The sequence below is a fragment of the Tsukamurella soli genome, assembly GCF_039541155.1.
Lineage (GTDB): Bacteria > Actinomycetota > Actinomycetes > Mycobacteriales > Mycobacteriaceae > Tsukamurella > Tsukamurella soli.
In genome coordinates, this window is the sequence record NZ_BAABFR010000211.1 from 1 (window position 1) to 2,315 (window position 2,315).

Annotated in this window: 1 protein-coding gene; it reads right to left on the reverse strand. The window is 75.3% G+C overall.

From position 1 onward, the window contains the following. Positions 1–1,279: 1,279 nt before the first annotated feature. On the reverse strand, positions 1,280–2,315 hold a 1,036-nt coding region (gene eccD, locus ABD908_RS27095), incomplete at its 5' end, for a type VII secretion integral membrane protein EccD (RefSeq protein ID WP_345001971.1).

The window sequence follows — 2,315 nt, forward strand, 5'->3', positions numbered from 1 at the left end:
CTAGTGGTTGTCTTCCTAAGACCGCTTTGGCCTCCGACTTCGGCGAGCCGGCCGGGGCGGGCGGGCGCCGCGGGCGCCACCTCGGCGGTGAGCGCAGCGACCGGATCCACGACGCCGTAGCCCACGGACTCGTCCCAGCCGCCTGCGGGATGCCGTGCGGTGGAGGTGATGCGGCGCACGACGTCCCCGGCGGACAGCTCCGGGAACCGCGCGCGGACCAGCGCTGCGATACCTGCCACGTACGGCGCCGCGAAGCTGGTCCCGTCGATCGGACCGATCCCGTCGCGAGTGGTCTGGCCGTTCGCCAGACCACCACCGCGGGGGTCGAGCGAGGTGATGTCGGTGCCCGGCGCGGCGACCCCGAGCCATGGCCCGGCGAGCGAGAACGATGCCGGTCGCCCGGTCGGCTCGGTCGCGGCGACCGATAGGACGTAGTCCGCGAAGCGAGCGGGTGAGGCGACGGTCGCAGTGCGCCCGGGCACGTTCTGCGTACCGCACGCCGACCCGCTGCCGACGTTGCCGGCTGCGGCCACCACGACCACGTTCCGCTCGAACGCGTAGCGGACGGCGCGACCCAGCGCGGCGTCGCCGAGGTCTGTGCCCGTCGGACCACATGCCACCTGGGAGATGTTGACCACCGTCGCGCCGAGGTCGACGGCCCGTGTGACCGCGTACGCCAACGTCGTCACGTTCCCTGGTGCGGCGCCCCCGCGGTCCCGTGCAGCGAACGCGAGGCTCGACTGGCGGATCGCCATGATCGCGGCTGCCGGAGCCACGCCCGAGAAGCCGTCTGTAGCCGATGGACGGGCCGCGACGATACCGGCGACCAGGGTGCCGTGGGCGTCGCAGTCGGTGCGACCGTCGCCGCCGGCCACGTAGTCGCCGCCCGCCTGTACGGGCCCGAGGCGGGGGTGGGGGGTGACGCCGGTGTCGATCACCGCCACGGTCTGGCCCTCGCCGCGGGTGAATCGCGATGCGGCGGCGTAGCCGAGCAGGCGCTGCGCGTGCCCCGGCCTGGTCGGGTCGGTGCCGGGCAGCGTCGACAGCGTCTGGCACTGGGAGCGTTGCTCGGTCGGCGAGATCGGCGCGATCGGGCCGCGCGGTATCGGTGCGCGCGGGTCGACCTCGGCGCCCCTACCCTGTGACCGGTTGCCGCCGTGGAGGTCCCCCTCCGAGCCGCCGGTGGGGGCCGCGTAGGCGGCCGGGATCGGCACTGCGACGGCCGTGAGCAGAGCGACCGCGGCCAGGCGACGTGCTCGTTCGGCCCGGTCTGCCGCACTCACAGGTTGCGCACCGTGGCGAACACGCCCCACACCCACGCGAGGAGTGGCGCGGTGGCGGCGACGGCGAGGTACTCGGCCAGTTCGGTGCCCCGCCGCTGCACCGGGGTGAACGCCGCCAGGGGCGCGGTGACGCCGCAGAGTAGGGCAACGCTCGCGATCACGGCGATGCCCGTCAGCCCGAACACGGGCCACCAGCCGTACCCGCACGCGATCGCCGCGGCGGTGGCGACGGCGATCGCCGCTCCCGCGGCGATCGGGACGCCCGCCTGCACGGGGTCTGCATGGGTGCGGCCCCGCAACGCCAGCGTCACGGCGATCACCAGGACGAAAGCCACATGGTGCCAACGTAGTTCGGGCGCATCGGTCCCCACCACCACGGCACCTGCCGCGGCCGTGAGGCTGGCGCCGACGACGGTGCCGGTGGTTACCGCGGAGGCGACTGCCACGCGGCTCTCGTCGACCACCGGCGGCCTGGGCGTCACGGTCGTGGCCTCCGTCTCACCCCGGGCGCCCGCGATCTCGGCGTCGAGCGACACCGCGTCGACCCCGGCGATCACCGGAGGCGGGTCGTCACCGATCGGATCGATGCGCTCTCCCGCCGCCGGCACCCGCGGCAGTGGTAGCCGGCCCGCGATCGCCCCGACCCGTGGGGCCAGCGTGACGACCACGTACCCGACGGCGCCGACGGTGGCGGCCAAGGGCACCCGGTGACCGGGTGCGAACACCCCGGCGCCCGCGGCTGTGCCGGATAGCGCCGCCGCGCATGCGACCGCCGCGTACAGCCCCAGCCCGCGCCCCACCAGACGTGCGGCGAGCAGCGCTGCGCACCCCGCCGCGGCCGATCCGAGCAGCAGGTTGGCGGCGCCGAAACCCTCACCACCGGGCAGCGGCACCGCGCACGCACCGCCGCCAGCGGCGAGGACGATCCCGGCTGCCGCCAAGCCGACCGGAGTGAGGTCGCCGCGGGCGCGGCGGCCCACGAGTACCGCGGTCGCGAGCAGCAGGGCGGCCCCGACGCCGCACCACGCGGCT